The sequence below is a fragment of the Pseudomarimonas arenosa genome (assembly GCF_014841215.1).
In the GTDB taxonomy this organism is placed as follows: domain Bacteria; phylum Pseudomonadota; class Gammaproteobacteria; order Xanthomonadales; family Xanthomonadaceae; genus Pseudomarimonas; species Pseudomarimonas arenosa.
The window spans coordinates 1-17857 of record NZ_JACYTR010000018.1; the positions used below are offsets into that span (position 1 = coordinate 1).

Sequence of the window (17857 nt, forward strand, 5' to 3'; positions counted from 1 at the left end):
CTACCCGAACGGAACGAACAACGATCAGATCAACGACTCGATGGCGCCCAACACCTTTCCGTTCGCCGACGACCGCTACACCTACGATTTGCTCGGCAACCGCCTGACCGACCAGCGCCAGACACCCGGTTTCACTTGGCAGTACAACGCAAATAACGAGCTGCTGCACTCAGGCTTTGCCACCTACAGCTACAACGAGAATGGCAGCACCACGGCAAAGAAGGACCCGACGACAGGCCAGCCGATCCAAAGCTATGCCTACAACAGCGAAGAACGCATGAGTGAAGTGCGCGATGCCGCAGGCAACCTCGTCGCAGAGTACTACTACGATCCGTTTGGAAGAAGATTGTGGAAAACGCTGTATCTCGGGGCAGAAGGGCATCCGGGAGGGGAACAGCCAGTTAAGGAGTATTTGGCGTATAGCGATGAGGGGTATGCGGCGGAGGCAGTGGCTTCGATTGGTGCAGCGCCAGCGCCGAACGTGGTCAAGCTCAGTCTCTTTGCGCCGGGCCGGCTATGGTCTACGGACCCAGTCCTGCAGAAGCGGGGCGACAGCATGGACTATTTGCAAGTTGACAATTTGGGAACTCTCCACGGCGCATCGGAGAGTGGCGCGAGTGCGCTTCGACAGAAACGAATCGCAGTGTTTGGCGAAGCCATTGGTGATGTGGTTTCCTTTTTTCGACTTCCGGGGCAGTACTTCGACAAGGAAGTCGCTCACGCGTACAGCTTCACTCGGAGCTACGACCCCAAGTTGGGCAGGTTCATGGAGTTTGATCAGGCTTGGCCTGATTCAAATGAGCACTACTACTCTTACTCAAGGGCGCAGCCGGTGAAAAGACTGGATCCCGATGGGCGAGCCTCAGTCGGGCCATGCTGTGGTGCAGCCAGGATGATGGGCGCCGGATTCGAGGGGTGGCCGTATGATCGGGAAGATCGCGGCATGGTTGTCTGTTGCTTCGGTCGAGCTGTCCCTTGCTCAAACGTTGACTCGACTCGCTACTCCGATGCGTTCGTGTCGGCAATCATTGACTCTTGCATTGAGGACCACGAGGACGCTCACATCCCAAGCGTAGAATGCACAGGATGCGGAATAGCGCGGGGGTACTTCAAAGCCGGAACCGACACGAATTCGAACGAGTGTGCTGCATATGCAAAACAGCTTCGCTGCCTTCGCATGAGGAAGCTTACCTGCAGCACTCCGGAATGCAGCAGCCAAGTCGACGGGGAGATTCGCAGGATCGAACGGTATGACAGGCCGAGGTACGGCTGCCAATGAGCATCTCCCCAATTGCGAAGATGGGTCTTGCTTTCGTCGCACTGGTTCTCGGCGGTTGCGCTCTTGTGGGTACGAAAGCCTGTCCTCCCCAGGCATCGGCAAGCAAGGACGAAGCGTTTGGGAAGGTGAAACAGTTCTTGAACGTGGACGAGCTGTCGGCACTGACTCTGGAGTTGACAGGCGTCAGTTGGAACTGCGCTTGGATAGTTAGCGTCGCTCAGAGCAACGGTCCGGTCGATAGTGGGCTTGAGCTGATTGTGGATCGGATGGGCAACGTTCGTCGCATGACGGAGGATGATTGGAATGACTTTCTGGGAGCCGAAGCAAGGTGAACTCTTCGGGAACCACTGAACAAGTCAGTCTAGGCGTGGTCCGCTGGCCTGGGCACAGGCAGGACTTATGAGTTAAGAGAGCTGCTAGGCTCTGAGGTGATGGACTCTGACTTTCCAATCAGAATTCACTGGAGATGCCGGGTTCGCACGTCAAACGAGCGCAGCGCAGTACTCGATGCGGCAGCGTCTTTTTTGAGGCGGGCAAGTGTCGATTAGCCGGTTTTTCCTCACCCGAGGTTCAAATCTAAATGCGGCGGTTTTTCCCATACGTTGTGTTGCTCTTGACCGCATGCGCAATGAAGGAGTTTGTTCGGACGCAAGAAGCGCCAATTGCCTGTGCGAGTCATCAGACCGATGAAACCATGGTGATTCGAGCAGCCTTGGAGCATGTCGGGCACACCGGAAGGAATGGCGAATTGCATGTCTATGCAACCAGGTTTGAACAGGGATGGCGTGTCACCCTCTCCGAAAACCCGGATATCCCAGGAAACTTTCTTGTGCTTACTCTCGATGAATGTGGTCGAGTGGTAGCTCAGCAGCACGGCTACTAACCTGAGTGGCTGTCGCTTCAGGAGGACTTTGAGATCACAGAGTGCTTGATCTCAGATGTTCTTCTCATCAACCGCCAAACCCCAAACCCCACCGGAACCATCAACAGTATCCACTCCAAATTGTCCTGCCTTGTTTGCACGGGCAGAAAATAGGCCGCGATCGCCACCGCGCCGAGAGTGAGATGAAACAAAGCGAGCCAGCGCCAGCCTTTCCATATTTCCTGATTGCGGGCCAGGGCGGGGAGGGTGGCGAGCAGGAGGGGGGCGAGGGGGGAGAACAGCAGCAGGTTTCGATTGGCCCAGGCGGCGCTGTGGTCGGTGAAGGCCCAGAGGCCGATCATCAGCAGGCCGGCGAGGCCGCTGAACAACCAGATTGCGCCGAGTACGCTGCGGGTGAGGGTGCCGAGCAGGCCGCGGTGGCGACCAAACAGCAGGATAAGAGCGGCCAGGCCGAAGCCGATGGCGGCCGCGCTGAACAGGAAGCGTGGCGTACCCGCGGGCGCAGACTCGACCAGCTGCGGCAGCCATTGCTCGTCGCCGACGATCAGCGGCTCGCCATCGGCGCGCTTGATCAGCGGAATCGCCTCGGCAAAACGATCGGGGATATAGGCTTCATCCCAGCGACTCATCACCTGGTCGGCTTCGATGCCAAGACCAAAGTGCATGCCGTAGTACATCCATTCTTCGTGGTAGCCGACGCGCAGGGCTTCATCGCGATAGCTGAGGCCGCGTGAGCGACCGTTGAGCTGCTGACGGATGACGCCACCGAGCACTTTGTCCAGGGCGTCGCGTACCTTGGTGGAACAGTTGGCTTTGAAGTAGTCGTAGCGGTATTCGGCGTTCTCGGGTTCCGCCTGCCAGGCCAGGTCCTTGGCCAGCGAAGCGCGCTCTTCGGCATTCAGATTGAGCCACTGCACCCGCACCGAGCGCCCTTGGCGGCGGTAGTAATCGAGATCCTGATCAGCCGGCATGGCGACCAGCTGGTAGGTCATATGCCCGCGCAGAAAACGGCCGAGGAAATTCGGCTGGCTGAAATCGAAGAAGCCGTAGTTGTAAGTCGTGGCGCGGCCGTCGTCCTCGATCACCATCAGCGCGTTGTGGCCGAAGCGGGCCCAGTACTCCTCCCCAGGTCCGAGCGTGACCAGGGCGATGCGATCCACGGCGGCCTGAGCGCCGACGGCACTGAACAGCAACCAGACGGCGAGGCAGCGCACCAGCATGCGGGCTATGCCTCGCCGTTTGGCTTCAGGCATCGGTGGCCAAGGTCATCTTGAAGGCATGCACGCGGCGGGCGTCGGCGGCGGTGACCTGAAAGTGGCAGCGACCGATGCGCAGTTCCTCACCGGGCTCGGGCAGGTGGCCAATGGCATGCACCACAAAGCCGCCGACGGTGTCGTACTCGTCGTCGGAGAATTCGGTGCCGAACTGCTCGTTGAAGTCGGAGATCGGGGTGAGCGCATTGATGCGGAAACTGTGCTCGCTTTCGGCCGCGATCATGGCGTTCTCATCGCGCGCATCGTCGTGCTCGTCGTCGATCTCGCCAACGATTTCTTCCAGCACATCTTCAATCGTGACCAGACCAGCCACGCCACCGTACTCGTCGACCACGATCGCCATGTGATTGCGGCTCAGGCGAAACTCCTTGAGCAGGACGTTCAGCCGTTTGGATTCGGGAATCAGCACGGCAGGACGCAGCAGGCTGCGAACACCATCCAGCCGCTCTTGGCCGCAGCCGCGCAGCAGGTCCTTGGCCAGCAAGATGCCAAGGATCTCGTCCTTGTCGTCGCCATGTACGGGAAAACGCGAATGCCCGCTTTCGATCACCTGGTCGAGGATGTCGTCGTAGCTGGCGTCCACCGGCAGGGACACCATTTGCGCACGCGGCACCATGACATCACTGACTTGCTGATCGGCCACGCGCAAGGCGCCCTCGATCATCTCCAGCGTGTCGGCCCCCAACAGGCCGTTGGCCTGCGCGGCGTGCAGCTCTTCGAGCAGTTCTTCGCGATTCTTGGGCTCCCCGGAAAATGCTTGGCTGATACGGTCAAACCAAGAGCGCTGGGGAGCGGTGCTACTGTCGGATTCGTCTGGCATGGAACCTGGATATTCGCCGATCGGCGGAGCCGGCAGTTTACCGCAATCGGGTGACCTGAGGCTTGCAGGAAGTGAGCCGGATCGGGGCCGGGCTGCACCGCACAGTCACATCGGTGGCTATTCGTCTTCGGCGTACGGATCCTCAAAGCCCAGTTCGGCCAGGATTTCGCGCTCCAGGGCTTCCATCGCCTCGGCATCGCGCTCGTCATCGTGGTCGAATCCGAGCAGATGCAGGGTGCCGTGGACAGTGAGGTGGGCGAAGTGCGCCTTGGGCGATTTACCCTGCAGCCGGGCCTCTTTCAGCACGACCGGAGCGCAAATGACAATATCGCCGAGCACCGGCAGATTGACTCCGGGCGGCAGTTCGGCCGGAAAACTGAGCACATTGGTGGCGTAGTCCTTGCCGCGATAGTGGCGGTTCAAGGAGCGTCCTTCGTAGTCGCCGACCAGGCGCAGGGCCAGGTCGGCGCGCTTGACCCGTCCGTACAGGGCGGCTTCCACCCATTGCCGAAACGAGGCCGCCGAGGGCAGGCCGCGGCGTGGCACGGCGTAACTCACACTGAGGTCCAACTGAGCTGAGCGTGGCATTGCGCAAACGTCAGGTGAAGAGAAGGTCATTGTGCCTGGGTGGGCGAGTGGGGGCAAAGAGTGGGTGTCGGGAGGGCCGCCCGTTGGGCGCGCTCAGTCCTGTTCCCGGAGCTGGAAGCGAGCAGGCCGTTGTCCCTGCAGTGCACGCTCGGCGAACCAAGGAAGTGCAAATCCCCCTCGCCCCCGCCAGGGGGGAGGGGCTTGAAGCGGGCTAGCTCGCCTCGCTGTTGCGTTCGCGCTCAGCGTCGCGGGCGTCGTAGGCTTCGACGATGCGGGCGACCAGGGGGTGGCGGACGACGTCGCGGGCGCTGAAGAAGGTGAAGCTGATGCCATTGACCCCTTTCAGCACGTCGGCTGCATCACGCAGGCCGGAGCGCTGGTGGCGTGGCAGGTCGATCTGGGTGAGGTCGCCGGTGACCACGGCGGTGGAGCCGAAGCCGATGCGGGTCAGGAACATCTTCATCTGCTCGACCGAGGTGTTCTGGGCTTCGTCCAGAATCACAAACGCATCGTTGAGGGTGCGGCCGCGCATGTAGGCCAGCGGGGCCACTTCGATCACATTGCGTTCCACCAGTTTCATTACCCGCTCGACGCCGAGCATTTCGTACAGGGCGTCGTACAGCGGTCGCAGATAGGGGTCGACTTTCTGCGCCAGATCACCGGGCAGAAATCCGAGCCGCTCGCCGGCTTCCACCGCCGGTCGCACCAGCACGATGCGTTGGATGCGCGATTCGTTCAGCGCTTCCACCGCCATGGCGACGGCAAGAAAGGTCTTGCCGGTGCCGGCCGGGCCAATGCCGAAATTGATGTCGTGGGTCGCGATGGCATGCAGGTAGCGCTGCTGGTTCGGGCCACGGGCGCGCACTACGCCGCGTTTCACCTTGATAACCACATCCTGTGGTTGGGCGCCATCATGGCCGTGGTGTTCGGCCTCAGGCTCACTCTGCAGGCGCAGGTGTACGTGCTCGGGAGTGAGCACCACCAGGGCGCTTTCATCGGCGAGGTCATTCAAGACCGCCTGGGCTCGGCGCACGGCTCGCTTGGGCCCCGCCACTCGAAACACCGGTCCGCGATTGCCGATGGTCACCCCGAGACGCAGTTCGATCTGCCGCAGGTGCTCATCCAGCGGGCCGCAAAGATTGGCCAAGCGTTCGCCCTCGTCGAGATCCAGGGCGAACTCGAGATTTTCTTCCTGACTCACGCGGTCAGTGCCTCGTTGTTTTGGTTGGCCGTGCCTCGCTCAGTCACCACCCGGCCACGCAGGGAGTTGGCCATGGCATGGGTGATTTCCACCTCGACAAACTGGCCGATCAGCCGCGCCGGGGCGGCGAAATTGACATAGCGCATGTTTTCGGTGCGGCCGGTCATTTCGTTTGGGTCCTTCTTTGACGGTCCCTCGACCAGCACTGTTTGGATGGTGCCGACCATGCCGGCCGAGATGCGCTTGGCGTTCTCGTCGATGGTCTTTTGCAGCCGGCTGAGGCGGGCCGATTTTGCTTCCGCCGGCGTGTCGTCGGCCAGATTCGAGGCCGGGGTGCCGGGGCGGGCCGAATAGATGAAGGAAAAGCTTTGATCGAAGCCAATGTCCTCGATCAGCTTCATGGTCTTCTCGAAGTCAGCTTCGGTTTCGCCGGGAAAGCCGACAATGAAATCCGAGCTGATCGAGATGTTCGGCCGGGCCTCGCGCAGCCGTCGAATCTTGGCCTTGTATTCGAGCCCAGTGTGGCCGCGCTTCATCGCTGCCAGGATGCGATCGGAGCCGGCCTGCACCGGCAGATGCAGATAAGCGGCCAGCTTCGGCACGTCACGATAGGCCTCGACCAGACTGTCGGTGAACTCGACCGGGTGCGAGGTGGTGAAGCGAATCCGGCCGATACCCTCGATCTCGGCAATGGCGCGAATCAGCAGGGCCAGATCAGCCTCCACACCATCGTCCATCGTGCCGCGATAGGCGTTGACGTTCTGGCCCAGCAGATTGACTTCCCGAACACCCTGTTCCGCCAGTTGTATGACCTCGGTCAGCACATCCATGAACGGTCGGCTGACTTCCTCGCCGCGGGTGTAGGGCACCACGCAGAAGGTGCAGTACTTCGAGCAGCCTTCCATGATCGACACGAAAGCGGTAGGGCCCTCGGCGCGCGGCTCGGGCAGCCGATCGAACTTTTCGATCTCGGGAAAGCTGATATCGACCTGGGCCTGACCCGACTTGCGCTTGGCTTCGATCAGCTCGGGCAGGCGGTGCAGGGTCTGCGGTCCGAATACCAGATCGACATAGGGCGCGCGCTTGAGAATGGCATCGCCCTCCTGCGAGGCCACGCAGCCGCCAACGCCGATGATGACCTGCTCGTTCTTCTTCTTCAGCGGCCTCCAGCGACCCAGCTGGCTGAACACCTTTTCCTGCGCCTTCTCGCGAATCGAGCAGGTATTGATCAGGATGACGTCGGCCTCGGCCTCGTTGTCGGTGAGTTCCAGGCCATGCGACTGCGCCAGCACGTCGGCCATCTTGGCCGAGTCGTACTCATTCATCTGGCAGCCGTGGGTTTTGACGAATAGCTTTCCGGACATAGGGCAGGCGCCGCAGGCGAGGCAGAGTGGGACGTAACCGGATACGATAGCGCATTGGAGCTGAATCCGCTGCAGAATGGCCCTGAATGGCCGGCGGGGAACTTGCCGCTGATCCGGTAGGTCCAGGTTCGGCGCTCTACCCTTGCCCGAAAGGGCGGCGTAGGATCGGGAAATTGGCGCGGTATCAAGCTTGGCAAGGCGGAAAGGGCAGTGAGTCGAACGGCAACACATCTGGCGCGACGGGCTTGGGCGTGGGCATGGCCCTGGCTGCTGGTGGCCTTTGCCGCCTTGCCGCCGGCTGAGGTCAGCGCCGGCACTTTGTACCGCTGCACCGGAGCCAAGGGCGAAACCGCCTTCACCAGCAGCCGTGTGGGCTATAGCAATTGCAAGGCGGTCAGCACCGTGCCCGATGCGCCGCCACCTGCCCGCCCGGCGCCGGTTGAGGGCGCCCAGGTGGAGTTCCGCACTGCCACGGGCGAAGCGGCACCCGCAGCGCCGGTGGCGGCAGAGAAGCCCGATCGAGTCACCCGCGGCGCGGTATATCGCTACATCAAGGATGGTGTTACCCACTACACCAATCGACCGCCCAAAGGGGTGCGGTCAGCGGTGCTGTTCACCTATATCGAGAGCTGCTTCGCCTGCCGGGTGCGCTCCAGTGTCGATTTCGAAACGGTGTCGCTGAATACCGATTCCTTTGTCGACGAGGTGGCCACGGCCGCAGCCGAGCATGGCGTTGATCCGGCCTTCGTGCGGGCGGTGATTCATGCCGAATCGGCGTTCAGGGCCAATGCGGTGTCGAACAAGGGCGCGCAGGGTCTGATGCAGCTGATGCCGGATACCGCCAAGCGGTTTGGCGTCGAAGATCCGTTCGTGCCGGCGCAGAACATCAATGGCGGCACGCAGTACTTGGCTTGGTTGCTGAAGCGCTTCAAGGGCAATTCGAAGCTGGCTGCGGCGGCCTACAACAGCGGCGAAGGTGCGGTTGATCGCTTTGCCGGAGTGCCGCCGTACGCCGAGACCGAGCTGTTTGTCGAGCGTGTGGGCATTCTGCATCGTCGCTACGGCAAGGCCCTGGGGCCGAGCGTCAGTACTGCGGTGGCGGCGGCGGGATCAGCTGCGCCGCGCTAGCGGACGCTGGATCAGTACCAACTCGCCGCGGATCGGAAGGCCGGCGCGAAATCCTTCGATCGCTACCCGGCTGCCCGGCTGCAGCGCTGCTTCGCGTTCGCGCAGATCGAGGCGATCGACCACCTCGAAACCGTTGAAGCGGGTCAGGATATCGCCCGGTCGCAGGCCGGCAGCATCGGCCGGGCCACCCGGATACACAAACATCAGGGCCACGCCACGGGTGGTGCCTGGCGTCAATCCGCCCGGGATGATCGGTGCATCGCCGTACTCGGCGCCGATCCAGCCCCTGACCACCATGCCCTTCTCGACGATTTCGGTCAGTACCGACCGCGCCGTCTGCACCGGAATGGCAAAGCCGATGCCTTCGGCGCCTGCCGCCCGATCCAGCACGAAGGTATTGATACCGATCAGGTCGCCCTCGGCATTGACCAGGGCGCCACCGGAGTTGCCCTCATTGATCGCGGCGTCGGTCTGGATGAAGTCTTCGTACGTACTGCGATTGCTGACCTGATTGCGGCCCAGGGCCGAAACGATGCCCTGGGTCACGGTCTGGCTCAGCCCAAACGGGTTGCCGATGGCCAGCACCACGTCGCCGACCCGCGAGCCGCCGGCCGATTCCAGCGACATCGCCGGCAAGTCGCTGCCGTCGACCTTCAGCACGGCCAGCTCGGTGTCCGGATCACTGCCGACGATGCGGGCCTGGGTGACCCGGCCATCCCAGAGCACGACCTGAATGTCGTCGGCGTTGGAAATCACATGATGGTTGGTGAGTACGTAGCCGTCTGAACTCACGATCACCCCGGAGCCCAGGGCTCGCTCCAGCCGCGACCTCGGTTGCCCCAGCCCGGAAAAGCGCTGCGAGACTGGGTTCTGCAGCACCGGGGCCACGGTAATGACACGTGCGGTGTAGATGCTGACCACCGAGGGCGCCGCCTTGGCCACGGCCTCGGCATAGCTCAATCTCGGTGTCTGGACCGACAGCGCTGCTGGCTGGCTGGCACGCACGGCCGGCGCATCGCGCAGCCGTTCGGCCCAATCCGGGCGGAACATCAGGACCACGAAGGCCAGCGCCAGGCCCAGCACAATTGCTTTCACAGTAAGCCGCAGCCACGGCAGCCATCCGGCCATGTTCACCAAACAATTCCTCGGCAGTGATCCACATTCTCGCACGGGCCATCGTCAGCGTTGTGGCTGCCGGACGCGTTCCGCTACACTACGGCGCTTCGCGGGCACCGTCGAGGTCGCATATGACGGCCGTCGATGGGGTCGGGAAATCCTTGCCGGGGGCTTCTGGCACGTTACCCGACAGATCCGAACTGGTTCTGAATTATCTGTGTGTGGAGAGCCGAATGGCTGACCAAGGTGTAAACCCAGGCCGCCGCCGTTTTCTCACCGCGACGACTGCTGTCGTCGGTGGGGCGGGCGCAATCGCGGCCGCAGTGCCGTTCATCAAATCGTGGCAGCCCAGCGCCCGTGCCCAGGGAGCTGGCGCGCCGGTGAAGGTCGATATCAGCAAGCTCGAACCGGGCGCGCGGGTGATCGAGCAATGGCGCGGTCAACCGGTGTGGCTGATCCGGCGCACGCCCGAGCAGCTCGAAACGCTGGCCGGCCAGGAGTCGCGGCTACGCGACCCGAACTCGGAGAATCTGGATCAGCAGCCCGAGTATGCGAAGAACGCACATCGTTCGATCAAGCCGGAAATCGCGGTGCTGATCGGCACCTGCACCCATCTTGGCTGTTCGCCGCTGTTCCGCCCGGAGCTCGAGCCGCAGCCCTTCGATGCTGAGTGGAAAGGCGGCTTCTATTGCCCCTGCCACAATTCACGCTTCGACATGGCCGGTCGCGTCTATGAGGGCGTGCCTGCGCCCAGCAACCTCAAGGTGCCGCCGTACCGCTTCGAGGATGACAAGCACATCGTGATCGGCGTAGATCCGGAAGGAGCGGCCTAATGAGCAATCTCATCACCCGCACCATCGACGGCGTCACCGACTGGGTGAATGCGCGTGCGCCTGGCCTGGCGCCGGCCTACCGCAAGCACATGTCGGAGTACTACGCGCCGAAGAACTTCAACATCTGGTACTACTTCGGCTCGCTGGCCCTGCTGGTACTGGTCAACCAGATCGTCACCGGCATCTGGCTGACGATGAACTACAAGCCGTCGGCAGCTGAGGCGTTCGCCTCGGTCGAATACATCATGCGCGACGTCGAGTGGGGCTGGCTGATCCGCTACATGCACAGTACCGGTGCCTCGGCGTTCTTCATCGTCGTCTACCTGCACATGTTCCGTGGCCTGATCTACGGCTCCTACCAGAAGCCGCGTGAGCTGGTGTGGATCATCGGCATGCTGATCTTCCTCACCCTGATGGCCGAGGCCTTCATGGGCTATGTGCTGCCCTGGGGTCAGATGAGCTACTGGGGTGCGCAGGTGATCATCAACCTGTTCGGTGCCGTGCCCTATATCGGCGATGGCCTGACCGAGTTCATTCGCGGCGACTATCTGGTCTCCGATGCCACCCTGAATCGCTTCTTTGCCCTGCACGTCATCGCGCTGCCACTGGTGATCCTGCTGCTGGTGGTGCTGCATCTGGGCGCCCTGCACGAAGTTGGCTCGAACAACCCGGAAGGCGTCGACATCAAGAAAAAGAAGGACGAAAAGGGCGTGCCGCTGGATGGCATTCCGTTCCATCCGTACTACACAGTGAAAGACCTGTTTGGTGTCGGTTTCTTCCTCACCATCATGGCCTTCATCCTGTTCTTTGCCCCGACCTTCGGCGATTTGTTCCTGGAGTACGACAACTTCATTCCGGCCGATCCGCTGGTCACCCCGGAGCACATCAAGCCGGTGTGGTACTTCACGCCTTACTACGCAATGCTGCGTGCGGTGCCGGATAAGCTGTTCGGCGTGATCGTCATGGGCGGCGCGGTGCTGATCCTGTTCTTGCTGCCTTGGCTGGACAAGAGCCCGGTCAGGTCGATTCGCTATCGCGGCCCGATCACCAAGACCCTGCTGACCATCTTCGTCATCGCCTTCGTGACCTTGGGCTGGCTGGGTATGCAGTCGGGCAGCGCCACGCAGACACTGATGGCCCGATTGTTCACCGTTTACTACTTTGCGTTCTTCATCTTTATGCCGTTCTGGACCAAGCTCGACTCGGTCAAGGCGGTGCCGGAGCGGGTGCCCGAGCATGATTAAGCGTATTGCTGCCTTTTTCCTCGCCTTCGTCCCGGTGGTGGTGTTTGCTGCCAGCGGCGGCGCGCTGCAGAGCTCGGCCGCGACGGTGAACAACAAGGCATCGCTGCAACGCGGCGCTGCCATGTACATGAGCTACTGCGCCGGCTGTCACTCGCTGGGCTTCCAGCGCTACTCGCGCATTGCCCAGGACCTGGAGCTGAGCGAAGAGCAGGTGATGTCGCACCTCAATCTGACCGGTGGCAAGTTTGCCGACCAGATCAAGATCGCCATGGACCCGGCCGACGCGCAGCAATGGTTCGGCAAGACTCCGCCGGATCTGTCGCTGATCGCGCGCAGCAAGCCCGGTGGCCCGGACTGGGTGTATACCTTCCTGAAGTCGTTCTACGTCGATGAGACGCGTCCGGCCGGTTGGAATAACACCCTGTTGCCGAATGCCAGCATGCCGAACGTGCTGTGGGAGCTGCAGGGCATTCAGCGTCCGATCTACGGCGAAGGTGAGCACGCCGGCGCGCCGGCCAAGCTGGAGCTGGCCGTCGAGGGCAAGCTCGACCCCAAGCAATTCGACGCCAAGCTGAGAGATTTGGTGAATTTCCTCACTTATGTGGGTGAACCGGCCGGAATGCAGCGCACCTCGGTCGGCGTCTGGGTTATTCTCTTCCTCGCGGCCTTCACGTTCCTCGCCTGGTTGCTCAAGCACGAATACTGGCGCGACGTGCACTGAGGCCCGGAATTTGCGGTGGGCGCCCCCTGGGGTGCTCACCGTTTTCATCCGGAAAGGGGGAGGGCGTCTATGGCTTCAAGCCCGCGGATTCGCAACACGTTGACCCTGTTCACCGCGGCAGACAATGTGCTCTGCCATCGAGTGCGCCTGGTATTGGCTGCCAAGGGCGTGGCCTACGATCTGGTTCTGGTCGACCCTGCCAAGCCCCCGGACGATCTGGTCGAATTGAATCCCTACCACACCCTGCCCACTCTGGTAGAGCGGGATCTGGTGCTGTATTCGGCGTCGGTGGTCAGTGAGTATCTGGACGAGCGTTACCCGCACCCGCCGCTTATGCCGATCGATCCGCTGTCACGGGCCCGGTTGCGCTTGGCCATGCTGCGGATGGAGCATGACTGGCTGCCTCAGATTCAGCTGATCCGCGAAGCACCCAAGGCCCAGGCCGACACGGCGCGCAAGCGTCTGCGCGAGTTATTGATCGAAATGGCGCCATTGCTGAAGGTCGCCAAGTTCTTCCTCAACACCGAAATGAGTCTGGCCGATTGCGCGCTGGCGCCGATCATCTGGCGATTGCCGTCACTCCATATCAACCTGCCACGCGAAGAGGGCAAGCTGATCGAAGACTACGGTCAGCGGCTTTTCCGCAGTCCTGGTTTTGTGCGCAGCCTGACCGCCGAAGAGCGTGCCCTGCGCGAAGAAACAGCATGACCGAAAGCAATACCCCCCGTATGACGTCGAATCGACCGTACTTGATTCGTGCGATCTACGAATGGATTGGGGACAACCAATTGACACCGTATCTGCTGGTGGACGCGTCCATTCCGGGTGTGGCGGTGCCGGCGCAGGCGATCAAGGACGGACGGGTCGTGCTGAACGTGGCGTCGCGTGCGGTTGCACGGCTCGATCTGGGCAATGATCAGATCAGCTTCATGGCGCGTTTTTCCGGTGTCAGCCAGCAGGTGAAAGTGCCCGTTCAAGCGGTGCTGGCGATCTATGCGCAGGAAACCGGCCAGGGCATGATGCTGCCGCGGGACGACAACGAGCTCGAGCCGCCGCCCTCGCCGGAACCGCCGGAGCCGACCGAAGATGCGCCCAAGCGCAGCCATCTGCGGGTGGTGAAGTAGACCGGTTGCCGGGTGCGTTGTTGATTCAACGGAACCGTCCACAGGCCGTTCAGCAACCCAACGTGAGCCGTCGCAGCAAAGCACCCAGCTACTAGCAGGTTGCTGAAAACCTCCATCCGGGAGTTTTTCAACGCAACCCTTCGACAAGCTCAGGGACCGCCGTTCGGCAGGCTCACGGCAAGCCGGTCGCGGCAGAGCCGCGCCACACTTGCCGTGAGCCTGTCGAACGGTTTGCCGAGAATCAAACATTTGACGTGATCGATTCTCGCGCGCGCCATCCTTGGCGCGCCCTAACAGGCCGCTGAAATCAGTATTTCAGCGGCCTGCCAGAGCCCGTTGAAGGGCGGTCCCTGAGCCCGCTGGACAATGCGGCAGGCCAAGCGCGCTGCCACTTTGCCTAGTATCCTGTCGCAGAAATACGTTTCGCAAGGCGCGCGATCTTTTGCAAGATTGAGTCGGCGGTGGCGATCCACTGGAAAGGGGTTGCGTCAGCGTTGTATCGGGTTACGAAGAGCTCAATCTCACCATCCGCGCGCAATCGGCCCATCAGCGTTTCCCGCAACCAAGCCCGGAAAAGTATACGTCATTGATGAACGTTATTTATGCGACATGACACTAGGGCAGGCTGCTCCAGATCACCCGGTCGCCGAGCAGGGCGATCATTCCGGTTTCGCGGTTCTCACCATTGCTGCTGTAGGCGTAGTGATAGGTCCGCTGCCAGCGCAACCGTCCTTGGTCATCGCGACGTAGCTTGATCGAGCGCAGGGCCACGGTCTGGTCGAGAAGTTGCAGACCATGTTCTCGACACAGCAGCCGGGCCTGGTGTTGTGCCAGCGCAGCGGCATCGCGTGCCGCCGACCAAGCGAATACGGCGGCGGCCAATAGCAGGAGGGTGATAAGTATGGACGTCATTGGCGAATCTTGGGGGCAGGGCGGGCGCGGTTCAACAGCTGCTTCATTCGGTGCATCTGGCAGCGAATGCGTCAGGAACCAGCACAAAGCTCGGCATGCTTCTGATCGCCGGGTCTGCCGGTGCGACCTTCTTAAGTATCCGGGCTAGAATTGTCCATGATCGGTCAGGTCTGGGGGGCGCGGTGATCGAAATTCCGGGGTATACCATCCTCGGTCAAATTGGTCGTGGCGGCATGGCAACGGTATACCGTGCGCGCCAGGATCTGTTGGATCGCGAAGTCGCGCTCAAGGTCATGGCGACCCAGTTGGCTGCCGACGCCAACTATGCCCAGCGCTTCCTGCAGGAAGCGCGCATGCTGGCCTCGTTGAACCACCCGAATATCGTCCCGGTGTACGACGTCGGCGTGACGCCGCAGCACGTGCACTATTTTTCGATGCAGCTGCTGCCGGGCGGAGATTTCGCTTCGCGGTTGCGCGACGGCATGTCCGAGAACGATTTGGTGCGCGTGCTGGTGGCGGTTGCCAGTGCCCTCGGATTCGCCCACGCGCGCGGCATCGTGCATCGCGATGTCACTCCGGGCAACATCATGTTCGATGGTCACGATGTGCCGGTGCTGACTGACTTTGGCATTGCTCGAGCCCTGACCTCGACGTCGCGCATCACCGCCACTGGCCTGTCGATCGGCACCGGACACTACATGAGCCCTGAGCAGGCGCGTGGCGTGGAGATCGACAATCGCTCGGATATCTACAGCCTCGGGGTACTGCTGTTCGAAGCGGTGGCCGGTTATCCGCCGTACCAGGGCGACGACGGGTTTGCTGTGGCCTTTGCTCATGTGCATGAGCCGGTTCCTTCATTGCCGGAGGAGGCGGCGCGCTGGCAGCCGGTGATCGACAAGGCAATGGCGAAGGTGCCGGACCAGCGTTATCGCGACTGTGCTGCCTTCATCGAGGGATTGCGCCAGGCTGCACCGGAGGAGTTCGCTGCAGTGGCCTCGGTGACGCCGCGGCCGATGCCCAGCATCAAGGCAAGTGACCGCGGCCCCTCCATTCTGAGCCGGCTGCAGGCCTTGCCGAAACTACCCCTGTTGCTGGGCGGCGGTGCGGTGCTGTCCGGAGTGGTACTGGCGCTTGGCATCTGGAGTTCGATCCGCGACAACCAGCGCCCACCGAGCAAGCCGCCGGCCAAAGCGGTGACCAAGACAAGCCCGGCAAAGCCGCTGCCCGGGCCGGGCGCCGCAACAGTTGACTCGCAGGTCAAGGACGCCCCCGTGGAGGATCTGCAGGCCGATGAAGAGTTGCTGCCAGTCGATCCAGAGGCGCCAATAGCCACCGTGGTGGATCCGGTGGTGGAGCTGTTGAACCTCGGCAAGATCAACCTGCGCAATGGTCGTTTGACCTCGCCCAAGCCCAACAATGCGTTCGATCGCTATCAGTTGGTGCTGACCATCGAGCCGGGCAACGCCGAGGCACAGCAGGGCCTGGTCGACGTCGGCCACGCCTATGTCGAACTGGCGGAGCGTGTGGATGCCGATACTGAGACTGGCAAGTGGGCGGAACTGTTGGCCAGCGCAGAGCAGGTTGTGGTCAATGTGCCTGGCGGCGACGCGGTGGCATCGAAAGTGCGTTCGATCAAGGAGCAGCGGCTGGCCGAGTGGGAAGCGCGCATCCGCTCGGCACTGCAGGCCTGGAAGCGCAGCGAGGCGCAGCGCTGGATGAGCGCGTACGCCAGCCATGCGCTGGATGGCTCCAAGCGTCAGGCCTTGCAAGCCCTGGTGAATGGGATCGGCAAGGCCGGATACCAGTTCCAGGATGCGCTTGGAAGCGGTCGCGGGCCGATGATGGTGCAGATCAGCGACTCCGTGGCACTGGGACGCTACGAGGTGACCGTGGGGGATTTTCGCGAATTCTGGCAGGCCAAGGGCCAGGCGCGTTTCAGCAAGCTGCCCGATTGCCGCGACAGCGACACGCCGGGCATCGTGCGCTTCTTCTCGCGCAAGAAACTCGACTGGCAGAAACCTGATTTGCCGCAAGATGACCAGCACCCGGTCGTCTGTGTCAGCTATGCCATGGCCGATGCCTATGTCAGCTGGTTGGCGGAACAGACCGGCAAGCCCTACCGCCTGCCACGGTCGGTCGAGTTGAAGCCGATGGTTCGCCCCCCCACCGATTGCAGCGCCAATCTTCGAGACGCCGCCTTCGGTCAGCAGCAGAACACCCGCAAGCTGGCAGTCAGCTGCAATGACGGCTTTCCCGGCACGGCACCGGTCGGCCGTTTCGCCGAGCGCCCGCCAGGGCTGTTCGATGTGGTCGGCAATGTGCGCGAGTGGACACAGAATTGCGAACGCTCGGATTGCAAGAGCCGAATGGCGGTCGGTTTGAGCTGGGAATCGGACTCGCTGAGCAACACCGACCGAGGGTTTCCAGCCGAAGACGCCTCCAATACGATAGGCTTCCGCGTAGCGCGAGATGTCGAGCCGCCGAAATAGTGGCTGATTTGCTCGCTGGGGACGAAATGATTGCGGCTTTTGAGGCGGTGTTCAAACCGGCTCTGGATTGACTCGAGGACAGGATGAAGCTGATTTTCCCGAACGGAGAACACTCTCAGGTATTGCTGAGCGATGGCGTCAATCGCGTTGGCAGTGCGCCCGATTCACAGGTGAAGCTCGACCTCGATGCGATCGCGCCGGTGCACTGTGAGCTGCAGCTGGCCGGCAATATGCTGACCTTGCGCGTGCCCGACGCCAGCAATGCAGTCACCCTGAACAATAAGAAGGTTCAAGGGGTGATGGCGGTGCGCGGCGGTGACACGCTGGGCTTTGGTCCCGTGCAGGCCCGGGTGGTGATGGTCGAGCGTGCCAGCAGCGCACCGGCCAACGCGCCTGAGCCGGAAGGAGATGCCGGTGCCACCCGGATGCGCATGGCCGTGCCGAAATTTGTGTTGCGCGGGGTGTCCGGTCCGGCCTTTGGCAAGGCCTTCCCGGTGGGAACCCTGCAGACCATCGGGCGTTCGGATGAGTGCAATATCTGCATCGCCAGCGACGAAGTCTCGCGTCGCCATGCGCAGGTCAAGCCCACCCAGGATGGCCTGGCAGTCGAAGACTTAGGTTCGGCCAATGGCACCTTCATCAACGGCCAGCGCGTGCAGAACGGCCTGCTGAAGCCAGGTGATGAGTTGCGACTGGACACCATCCGCTTTCTGTTGGTCGCCCCAGGTATGGAAATCGCCAATGCCAGCAAAGCCACTGCTCAGGCGCCATTGCCCAAAGCCGCCGGCAGCAAGCTGCCGTTGATCATCGGAGCGGTGGTGGTCTTGGCGGCGGCGGCTGGCGCGGCGTTCTACTTCTTGCGTTAGGTCTGACTGAGGATG

Annotated in this window: 18 protein-coding genes; 10 read left to right on the plus strand and 8 right to left on the minus strand. The window is 62.0% G+C overall.

The genetic code is table 11. The features are described from left to right. Nucleotides 1–1279, plus strand: a 1279-nt coding sequence (locus IFO71_RS10390) for an RHS repeat domain-containing protein (RefSeq protein ID WP_192029567.1), incomplete at its 5' end; no start/stop codon positions are given. Beyond that, entirely contained in the window at nucleotides 1276–1611 is a 336-nt protein-coding gene (locus IFO71_RS10395; RefSeq protein ID WP_192029568.1) for a hypothetical protein, read from the plus strand. The genes IFO71_RS10390 and IFO71_RS10395, both read left to right, overlap by 4 nt. A gap of 227 nt (nucleotides 1612–1838) precedes the next feature. Here the strand turns inward: IFO71_RS10395 and IFO71_RS10400 are convergent, their stop codons facing one another. The 6 genes from IFO71_RS10400 to miaB all read right to left on the minus strand — a co-directional run bounded on the left by IFO71_RS10400 (nucleotide 1839) and on the right by miaB (nucleotide 7409). After that, nucleotides 1839–2153, minus strand: coding sequence for a hypothetical protein (locus IFO71_RS10400; RefSeq protein WP_192029569.1), 315 nt, complete (start codon nucleotides 2151–2153; stop codon nucleotides 1839–1841). A gap of 26 nt (nucleotides 2154–2179) precedes the next feature. Beyond that, complete coding sequence (locus IFO71_RS10405; protein ID WP_192029570.1) at nucleotides 2180–3382, minus strand: lipoprotein N-acyltransferase Lnb domain-containing protein; 1203 nt, start codon at nucleotides 3380–3382, stop codon at nucleotides 2180–2182. Between the two features lie 25 nt (nucleotides 3383–3407). Further along, nucleotides 3408–4256, minus strand: coding sequence for a CorC family transporter (locus IFO71_RS10410; protein ID WP_192029571.1), 849 nt, complete (start codon nucleotides 4254–4256; stop codon nucleotides 3408–3410). A 117-nt stretch (nucleotides 4257–4373) separates the two neighbouring features. Further along, on the minus strand, nucleotides 4374–4844 hold the full coding sequence (gene ybeY / locus IFO71_RS10415; RefSeq protein ID WP_192029572.1) for an rRNA maturation RNase YbeY: 471 nt from the start codon (nucleotides 4842–4844) through the stop codon (nucleotides 4374–4376). Nucleotides 4845–5055: 211 nt separating this feature from the next. Further along, entirely contained in the window at nucleotides 5056–6045 is a 990-nt protein-coding gene (locus IFO71_RS10420; RefSeq protein WP_192029573.1) for a PhoH family protein, read from the minus strand. After that, complete coding sequence (miaB, locus tag IFO71_RS10425; RefSeq protein ID WP_192029574.1) at nucleotides 6042–7409, minus strand: tRNA (N6-isopentenyl adenosine(37)-C2)-methylthiotransferase MiaB; 1368 nt, start codon at nucleotides 7407–7409, stop codon at nucleotides 6042–6044. Before miaB ends, IFO71_RS10420 begins: the two co-directional genes overlap by 4 nt. Before the next feature lie 210 nt (nucleotides 7410–7619). Between miaB and IFO71_RS10430 the strand changes: the two genes are divergently transcribed. Next, nucleotides 7620–8537, plus strand: a complete 918-nt coding sequence (locus IFO71_RS10430; protein ID WP_332309358.1) for a lytic transglycosylase domain-containing protein — start codon at nucleotides 7620–7622, stop codon at nucleotides 8535–8537. Here IFO71_RS10430 and IFO71_RS10435 read toward each other — a convergent pair. Beyond that, nucleotides 8520–9665, minus strand: a complete 1146-nt coding sequence (locus IFO71_RS10435) for a S1C family serine protease (protein WP_192029637.1) — start codon at nucleotides 9663–9665, stop codon at nucleotides 8520–8522. The genes IFO71_RS10430 and IFO71_RS10435 overlap by 18 nt on opposite strands. 221 nt (nucleotides 9666–9886) lie before the next feature. Between IFO71_RS10435 and petA the strand changes: the two genes are divergently transcribed. The 5 genes from petA (at nucleotide 9887) to IFO71_RS10460 (ending at nucleotide 13575) form a co-directional block, all read left to right on the plus strand. Continuing rightward, nucleotides 9887–10486, plus strand: a complete 600-nt coding sequence (gene petA, locus IFO71_RS10440) for a ubiquinol-cytochrome c reductase iron-sulfur subunit (RefSeq protein WP_192029575.1) — start codon at nucleotides 9887–9889, stop codon at nucleotides 10484–10486. Next, nucleotides 10486–11730: a cytochrome b gene (locus IFO71_RS10445; RefSeq protein WP_192029576.1), complete on the plus strand. Its 1245-nt coding sequence runs from the start codon at nucleotides 10486–10488 to the stop codon at nucleotides 11728–11730. Before petA ends, IFO71_RS10445 begins: the two co-directional genes overlap by 1 nt. Beyond that, entirely contained in the window at nucleotides 11723–12451 is a 729-nt protein-coding gene (locus tag IFO71_RS10450; RefSeq protein ID WP_192029577.1) for a cytochrome c1, read from the plus strand. The genes IFO71_RS10445 and IFO71_RS10450 overlap by 8 nt, the downstream gene beginning before the upstream one ends. Nucleotides 12452–12520: 69 nt before the next feature. Beyond that, entirely contained in the window at nucleotides 12521–13159 is a 639-nt protein-coding gene (locus IFO71_RS10455) for a glutathione S-transferase N-terminal domain-containing protein (protein WP_192029578.1), read from the plus strand. A 20-nt stretch (nucleotides 13160–13179) separates the two neighbouring features. Next, nucleotides 13180–13575, plus strand: coding sequence for a ClpXP protease specificity-enhancing factor (locus IFO71_RS10460; RefSeq protein WP_232371332.1), 396 nt, complete (start codon nucleotides 13180–13182; stop codon nucleotides 13573–13575). 615 nt (nucleotides 13576–14190) lie between these two features. Here the strand turns inward: IFO71_RS10460 and IFO71_RS10465 are convergent. After that, entirely contained in the window at nucleotides 14191–14487 is a 297-nt protein-coding gene (locus tag IFO71_RS10465; protein ID WP_192029580.1) for a DUF3301 domain-containing protein, read from the minus strand. 182 nt (nucleotides 14488–14669) lie between these two features. Here IFO71_RS10465 and IFO71_RS10470 point away from each other — a divergent pair, with 182 nt between their 5' ends. Together IFO71_RS10470 and IFO71_RS10475 are read left to right on the plus strand one after the other, a co-directional pair. Further along, nucleotides 14670–16976, plus strand: coding sequence for a bifunctional serine/threonine-protein kinase/formylglycine-generating enzyme family protein (locus tag IFO71_RS10470; RefSeq protein WP_192029581.1), 2307 nt, complete (start codon nucleotides 14670–14672; stop codon nucleotides 16974–16976). A gap of 83 nt (nucleotides 16977–17059) precedes the next feature. Then, entirely contained in the window at nucleotides 17060–17842 is a 783-nt protein-coding gene (locus IFO71_RS10475; RefSeq protein ID WP_192029582.1) for an FHA domain-containing protein, read from the plus strand. Nucleotides 17843–17857: the final 15 nt, after the last annotated feature.

Coding starts and splice junctions, on each gene's coding strand:
- IFO71_RS10395 (WP_192029568.1), top strand. CDS start 1,276: ATGAGCATCTCCCCAATTGCGAAGATGGGTCTTGCTTTCGTCGCACTG.
- IFO71_RS10405 (WP_192029570.1), bottom strand. CDS start 3,382: ATGCTGGTGCGCTGCCTCGCCGTCTGGTTGCTGTTCAGTGCCGTCGGC.
- IFO71_RS10410 (WP_192029571.1), bottom strand. CDS start 4,256: ATGCCAGACGAATCCGACAGTAGCACCGCTCCCCAGCGCTCTTGGTTT.
- ybeY (WP_192029572.1), bottom strand. CDS start 4,844: ATGCCACGCTCAGCTCAGTTGGACCTCAGTGTGAGTTACGCCGTGCCA.
- miaB (WP_192029574.1), bottom strand. CDS start 7,409: ATGTCCGGAAAGCTATTCGTCAAAACCCACGGCTGCCAGATGAATGAG.
- IFO71_RS10435 (WP_192029637.1), bottom strand. CDS start 9,665: ATGGCCGGATGGCTGCCGTGGCTGCGGCTTACTGTGAAAGCAATTGTG.
- petA (WP_192029575.1), top strand. CDS start 9,887: ATGGCTGACCAAGGTGTAAACCCAGGCCGCCGCCGTTTTCTCACCGCG.
- IFO71_RS10445 (WP_192029576.1), top strand. CDS start 10,486: ATGAGCAATCTCATCACCCGCACCATCGACGGCGTCACCGACTGGGTG.
- IFO71_RS10450 (WP_192029577.1), top strand. CDS start 11,723: ATGATTAAGCGTATTGCTGCCTTTTTCCTCGCCTTCGTCCCGGTGGTG.
- IFO71_RS10455 (WP_192029578.1), top strand. CDS start 12,521: ATGGCTTCAAGCCCGCGGATTCGCAACACGTTGACCCTGTTCACCGCG.
- IFO71_RS10460 (WP_232371332.1), top strand. CDS start 13,180: ATGACGTCGAATCGACCGTACTTGATTCGTGCGATCTACGAATGGATT.
- IFO71_RS10465 (WP_192029580.1), bottom strand. CDS start 14,487: ATGACGTCCATACTTATCACCCTCCTGCTATTGGCCGCCGCCGTATTC.
- IFO71_RS10475 (WP_192029582.1), top strand. CDS start 17,060: ATGAAGCTGATTTTCCCGAACGGAGAACACTCTCAGGTATTGCTGAGC.